We start from the raw sequence: 6,681 nt of genomic DNA on the forward strand, positions 1-6,681 counted from the left end.
CTCGGACAGCTTCAGCCTGGATGCCGTTCCATAGAATCTCCGCATAGTCCCAATGGTCATCCCGGCTGACATCCTCGCCGGTTTCTTCGCTGTCCTCATCCTGCACAGTCTGATAAAACGGAACACGACTTCGATTTTGTTTGGCCAATGCCAAAAACTTCGCTGCGGTTTCACTTGAGCAGTTATGTTTCTGCGCATATTTCTGGATCGCCGCCTGTTCAGACTGACCGGATTGATTGTAGAGCCAAGCAAGCCCACGCACAGCTTTGTACTCATCCACATTTTCAAAGGAACCGGCCTCCTCCTGCATCCGGCAGGTCAAAAGGGCGTTTCCGATAAAATGATGGGCATAGGTCAGAAAATCTGCTCCTTGTGCGGAATCGTACTCCCGTAGACAATCCAGCATGGCAAGTACACAGCCCATTTTATAGTCCAAAAAGCGTTCCGGGTCATAGCGATCCAGCCCTTCCCGCAGCAGGAAACGGCGAACACGGCCATTGAGCCGGTTCTCATAGTGGTGCAGAAAAAAGGAAAACCAGCACTGTTCTCGTCTCTGTACGGCCTTAATGATATAATCATTCAGATTTTCATGGGCAGGCGGTTCCGGGTCAAGCTGAAAGATGCGTTCCACTTCCCGCATGGTCAAGCCCTTGGGTTCCGTTAGGAAGCTGTATTTGGCACAATAGCCGGGCAGCTCCCATGTCCACGCTGTATCCATTTTCCCTCACCACCTTTCAGATGTTTCGCTGCTTAGTTTTTTTGTACTGCTTTCAACAGTGCATCTTGGGTCATTTCCTGCTCATAGACAGTGCTGGCATAGCGCTGATCTGAAAGCGCACGGAGCATCTTATCTTTTGCCAGCTTTTTCATAGCTGCTGCCGTTCCTTCATCCAGCTTTCCACGGCGGGTGCTTTGCAAAATGGTGTTCATTCGGCGGGTATAAATGGCCTTGATGGGGTGATCGTCTGCAAGCTCCCGCTGCTCCCGGCCTCTCAGATTGCCGATTTGTCGGCACGTCCGTCCCCGCTGGTCACCGGGGGCCAGCCCGCCGCAGTATTTGGTGTGCCGTGCGTCAATGGTGAGAAACCACCTGCCGCAGATGGGACATTTCTTGGGCGCATGGCCCACACAAAGCCCCTCAAACAAATCAGATCGGAACATCCCCACAAAGGAGACATAGTGCATCCGTTTGACCAGCTGCGGCTCTGTCTTTCCGGGCCGAGTGGCGGCTACATACTGCACCGAAGCATTGGTCAGGGTCATCCAGGCTGGGTTATCCAGCGACAGAGTTGGCTCACCTTTGAAGAACTGTCCGAACATTGCAGCATAACCGTCCGGAGTACGGTCATAGTCTGTCCCATTCAAGCGCTCTGCAAATTTCGTCAGAGCCTCCTTGTATTGCCCCAGAGAATAGCTCAAATGCCCCAGCACCTGCGCTATTCGGACGAGCATGGTTGCCTTGCTATGCTGACCAGTCAATGCACAAATCAGCTGCTCCTGCTGCGTAAGCCGCAAATAGGCTTTTGCGTCCTCCATATATTCTTCGGAAAAGATGGCTGCAAGTTTTTGCTCAAAATAGCTCCGATTCAGGCGGGAGAACGGTGGTGTCGCCTGCAAAAAGGAGATGATCTCGCCAGCGGCCTGCTGCACCTGCGGCAGCAGCTCCATATCCACGGAACCGGTGTTCATCCCCTGAAGCAGCTGGTTCAGCACATTGCAGGGAGTATCCAGTTTTTCAATGGTACTGTCCGGGATGTTCAGCACCTCGCAACCAATGGTTCCTGTGGGCATGGTACACCCCTCATAGTTCACGGTGTCCTGCCAGAAATCCAGCGACAAAACCGCATGGTTGATGATCTGATCCATCTTCTCCCCCCTGTCATGTTTTTTTATTTTTATAATAGCACACAATTAAATTCTTGTCATGTTTTTTGAAAATGCCTTGTCATGCCATTAGCCTGTTTTTTTCGGTTTTCCCCATAACCTATACAGAGGGGTGAGAAAACTGCCCCATCAAAAAGGAAATGGAGGGAATATGTATGAATCTGTTTGAAGTGGTGAAAGCCAATATTAACACACAGGAAGTAGCGCAAACGTATGGAATTGACGTCAATCACTATGGTATGGCACTGTGTCCGTTCCATAATGACCGTCATCCGAGCCTGTATATATCGGATGACCACTACCACTGTTTTGCCTGTGGGGAGCATGGGGATGTGATCGACCTGACCGCCAAACTGTTTGACCTTCGGCTGTATGATGCGGCCCGAAAACTGGCATCGGACTTTCACCTTGCACTGGACAAGCCCTTGCCGGAAGCAATTCGCCAAAAATTAAAGCACAAAACCAAAGCACAGCAGCTTCGTGAGAACGAGCAGCGGTGCTTTTCTGTTTTGAACCAGTATCGGCGGTTGCTCCTGGATTGGGAAAGGCAATATGCACCGCAAGCGCCGGAAGATGTGTTGGACGAGCGGTTTGTGGAAGCCTGCCACCGTCTGCCCTGGGCAGAGTATCAGCTGGACATTCTGCTACAAGGCGATTCCTATGAACGAGGCGAAGTCGTGAGTGAACTAACGGCAGACGGATACATCCGCAAATTACAGGCCCGCCTGAGAAAGGAGCGATACCATGAATACCCCTGTTTGGATTGATGATAAGGGGAAAATCGTCGAACCGGAATACTGCCGGGATTTCCTGTCCCAGCATCCCTTGCGCTGTATCAACGACCGCTTTTATACTGTGGATGGCCCATTGCCCGATGAGAGCAAATTGAAGCGCACGATTTATGAGGAAATCTCGCCCTGGCTTCATGCCAAGGTTGCACAGACGGTGGAGCAGATAATCAAAGCGTTGAAGCTGGCGGCATATGCAGACCCTCTGCCCCTGCAATGTGACCGTATCCATGTGGCTAATGGCACTTATTTTCTGGACGGTACATTCACAGAGGAAAAAGAGTATTGCGGTAACCGCCTGCCGGTGTCTTATCGGGCAGATGCTCCTGCACCGGAACACTGGCTGCACTTCCTTTCAGAACTGTTGGAACCGGAGGATATTCCCGCCTTGCAGGAGTATCTGGGCTATTGTCTAATCCCCTCCACCAAGGGCCAGAAAATGCTCATGCTGGTCGGCAAGGGAGGCGAGGGCAAAAGCCGGATCGGTGTGGTGATGAACGCCATTTTCGGGCTCAACATGAACACCACTTCCATTCAGAAGGTAGAAACTAATCGGTTTGCCAGAGCCGATCTGGAGGGTAAGCTGCTGATGGTGGACGATGATCTGGACATGAACGCCTTGACCAAAACCAACTATGTCAAATCTATCGTGACCGCAGAACTGCGGATGGATTTGGAACGGAAGAAAGAGCAGAGCTATCAAGGGCTGCTTTATGTACGCTTCCTATGCTTCGGCAACGGGGCATTGACTGCACTTCACGACCGCAGCGACGGTTTCTTTCGCCGCCAGATCATTCTGACCACCAAAGACAAGCCTGCGGATCGGTTCGATGACCCGTTTCTTGCTGAAAAACTGATTGCCGAAAAAGAGGGACTCTTCCTCTGGATGCTGGAGGGGCTGCGGCGGCTGATCGCCAATCGCTATCACTTTACCATCAGCCAGAGAGCCAAGGACAATATCACTTCCGCTGTTCGGGATGCCAATAACATTCTGGACTTTCTCGATTCTGAGGGTTATGTGGAATTCAAGGCCGATTATGAAGCCAGCACCAAAAATCTGTATGCAGCCTATAAGCGGTGGTGTGAGGACAACGCAGAAAACCCACTATCCCCAAAGAGCTTCGCAAACCAGCTTAGCCAGAATGCTGAACGCTACCATTTGGAGCCGGTCAGCAATCTACACATCGGCGGCGGAAAACGGTGCCGGGGATATATGGGTATTTATATTCTGCTCTCGCCTATGGAGTTGTAATGAAACTTCAAAACCTTCTGTTCGTGCGTTCATGCGTTCCTAATCGGGTGCAGACTGTGGAACGAAGGAACACACGAACGCAAAAAATAGAAGTTCATTTTTTATTGTTCGGCTCAGAGGGCGCTCTAAAATCCGCACTTCCCAATCAATGGTTGTGCAAACAGTGAAAAACACTACCATAAGCAGAACACAAATCATTATTCGGTGATTTACAGAATGGTGATGGTGGTATGCGGGAAGGTGGCTATTTTCACGGTTTCGCTTGCAAGCCCACCTAATGGCAAAGTCGATGGGGTACTGTTGCGGACCGTTCTTCACAAACGCAGTTCTGAGCGATTTTTGAGAAGTAATTAAGATTAACTGTACCGTGCAGCGTGTGTTCTCCACGGCGAACTAACTTTACGAAAGAATGAGGTATTTTTTATGAAATCCAATTTGCGAAATGAAGTCAAGTCGTACATTGTGCGTTCCGGCTACACGATGCAGGAAGTCGTTGACCGGCTTTCCGAGGATTACGGCTGGAGCGACAGCGTTTCAAACCTGTCCAACAAGCTCCAGCGGGAGTCTCTGCGGTATGTAGAGGCGGTACAGCTTGCCGATGCCCTTGGCTATGACCTCGTATGGCAGAAGCGGAGGGACAAATGATGTCCGCCGTTCCTGTTATCCGTATCTCCCGTCCCCATGGCAATACCGCAGTATTGCTGTGGACAGGTGGCGAAAACATTCGATTTTTCGCTGCCGCCGGATGGCTGATGTTTCGCAAAACATCGGCTGTCCGGGCTGAACAACAGGAAGCGATGCACACGGTTTCCGGGCAGTTCAGCAGCGGTCATCGCAATGACCGCAATTCCCCCTCGGAGAGCCCACGGCACTTTGCAGCCCTTCGGGATGAAAGTGTCATAGTGGGTTATTACACTTCCCGCAGGAAGTGCATCCCCGTCCCCCAGCCGTCTGCCGCACAACAGAAAGGAGCTGATTTGTATGGCCAGAAACGACGGAATCGACCGCACCTTTGCCCGTAACCAGGACTTGCCCACCCTTGATGATGTGGCGAAGGTGCAGGAGCATAACGAACGGGAAAAGGACAGCTACTCCAACCAGGATATTGATACCACCCAAACCTACCGGAATATCCACTTCAAGGCTCCCACCGACAGCTATGCCGCTATGTTCGATCAGATGATTGCCGATGGTGTCATCTCCACCCGTGGTCTGAAAGCCGATGCGGTGAAATACGGGGAACTGATTTTTGATGTGAACTCCGCTTACTTTCACAATCACGGCGGATATGAATATGCCAAGCAATTCTACACCGACGCATACAAAGCTGCCGCAGAGATCGTGGGCGGTGAGCAGTATATCCTCTCTGCCGTCATGCACGCCGATGAGCGCAACCGAGCCATGTCGGAAGCTCTGGGGCAGGATGTGTATCACTACCACCTTCATGTGGTCTATGTCCCGGTGGTGGAAAAACAGATTCTCTGGTCGAAGCGGTGCAAGGATAAGTCCCTTGTAGGTACAGTCAAGGAGACCATTATGCAGGTCAGCCGCAGTAAAAAGTGGGAATCCAAAGTTGCTCTGGATGAACAGGGCAATCCGCTTCTGACCTCCAAGGGCAAGAAAGTTCTGCGGACATCGTACAGTGTCCTGCAAGACGATTTCTTCAACTATACGAAAGCTGCCGGATATACCGATGTGGAGCGTGGAGAGCGTGGCAGCACTGAAGAACATCTGACTGTGACCCAGTTCAAGGTGGCACAGGAGCAGCAGCGGCTGGAAGATGTGACCGCCCAAATCGCTCAGACAGAACAGGCGCTGGACACCGCACAGGCTGCCGTTGAGAAAAAGCACAAGGAGCTGCAATCCCTGCAAAAGCAGGCCAAAGAACAGCGTACTGCCGCCCTGACGGTACAGGAAATCCGCTCCATGGGGAAAAAGACGATCACCGGCAACACCACTCTGACCCCATCCGAGTGTAACACGCTCAAGGATTATGCGGTCAATGGGATTCTTGCCAAGGCGGAAAACAGCCGTTTGGAGGAAAAACTGCAACAAGCGCAAAAGAGCGTCGCTGTCTGGAAACAGCGATATGAATTACTGAAAGAACAGGCACGGCCTTATCTGGAAGCTGTCAAGCTCGCACCCGAAAAGGTGCGGGCTTTTCTTGACGCCATTTTGACACGAACTCGGCAAACAAAGCAACACGATCAACCTTCCCGCCGCAAATCGCAAGATATGGAACTTTAACAGAAAGGAATTTTTGCTTATGACCAATCTGACAACAAAACTCAATAAGCTGATGCTCGATGATTCTCCTTCGGAAAAGCTGATTAACGCTTGTGCTGAAATCGATATTGAATCCTGCTTTGACCCGATTTTTGAACCGCCGATTGATTTTCTGGAAGAATGCCGGAAACGCTGGGAAAACCTAATGAATCCTTTTACAGGTACGGTAGAACGAAAAATCGGAAATACCTGGTATCTGCTGGAGACTGTATGTGACGGAAATGAGCCGCTTACCCACAAGGTAAAACGGCTCATTTTCTCGGATAAGGAGGCGCTTTGTTCATGACACAGACTCAAATTCATGCTACAATATCACCATGCACACCGATTCTGTCAGCTGACCCAACCGTAAAGGAGGACGCTATGTTGGATCAGCAGAAAATCACCATCCTGTACTGCCGCCTCAGCAATGAGGATGCACTGGATGGAGAATCAAATTCGATACAGAATCAAAAAGAGTTTTTAACCCGG

General features: G+C 50.8%; 6 protein-coding genes and 2 pseudogenes. 6 read left to right on the forward strand and 2 right to left on the reverse strand.

The genetic code is table 11. From position 1 onward, the window contains the following. Both TA89_RS08960 and TA89_RS08965 read right to left on the reverse strand, forming a co-directional pair. Positions 1–718: pseudogene (locus TA89_RS08960) on the reverse strand (hypothetical protein); the annotation flags it as partial. A 32-nt stretch (positions 719–750) separates the two neighbouring features. Next, a complete protein-coding gene (locus TA89_RS08965; RefSeq protein ID WP_040212677.1) occupies positions 751–1,866 on the reverse strand; it encodes a DUF6076 domain-containing protein in 1,116 nt (371 codons plus the stop codon). A gap of 173 nt (positions 1,867–2,039) precedes the next feature. Here TA89_RS08965 and TA89_RS08970 point away from each other — a divergent pair, with 173 nt between their 5' ends. From TA89_RS08970 to TA89_RS08995, 6 genes and pseudogenes are all read left to right on the forward strand, one after another. Then, a complete protein-coding gene (locus TA89_RS08970) occupies positions 2,040–2,651 on the forward strand; it encodes a CHC2 zinc finger domain-containing protein (protein WP_040212678.1) in 612 nt (203 codons plus the stop codon). Continuing rightward, complete coding sequence (locus TA89_RS08975; protein WP_040212680.1) at positions 2,629–3,924, forward strand: DNA primase family protein; 1,296 nt, start codon at positions 2,629–2,631, stop codon at positions 3,922–3,924. The genes TA89_RS08970 and TA89_RS08975 overlap by 23 nt, the downstream gene beginning before the upstream one ends. Before the next feature lie 423 nt (positions 3,925–4,347). Beyond that, positions 4,348–4,569: an LLM class flavin-dependent oxidoreductase gene (locus TA89_RS08980; protein ID WP_040212682.1), complete on the forward strand. Its 222-nt coding sequence runs from the start codon at positions 4,348–4,350 to the stop codon at positions 4,567–4,569. Between the two features lie 336 nt (positions 4,570–4,905). Continuing rightward, a complete protein-coding gene (locus TA89_RS08985; protein ID WP_040212684.1) occupies positions 4,906–6,171 on the forward strand; it encodes a plasmid recombination protein in 1,266 nt (421 codons plus the stop codon). Between the two features lie 19 nt (positions 6,172–6,190). Then, a complete protein-coding gene (locus tag TA89_RS08990; RefSeq protein WP_040212687.1) occupies positions 6,191–6,496 on the forward strand; it encodes a hypothetical protein in 306 nt (101 codons plus the stop codon). Next, positions 6,493–6,681: pseudogene (locus TA89_RS08995) on the forward strand (recombinase family protein); the annotation flags it as partial. The gene TA89_RS08990 and the pseudogene TA89_RS08995, both read left to right, overlap by 4 nt.

Origin of the sequence: Clostridium polynesiense (genome assembly GCF_000820705.1) — a bacterium.
Lineage (GTDB): Bacteria > Bacillota > Clostridia > Clostridiales > Clostridiaceae > Clostridium_AA > Clostridium_AA polynesiense.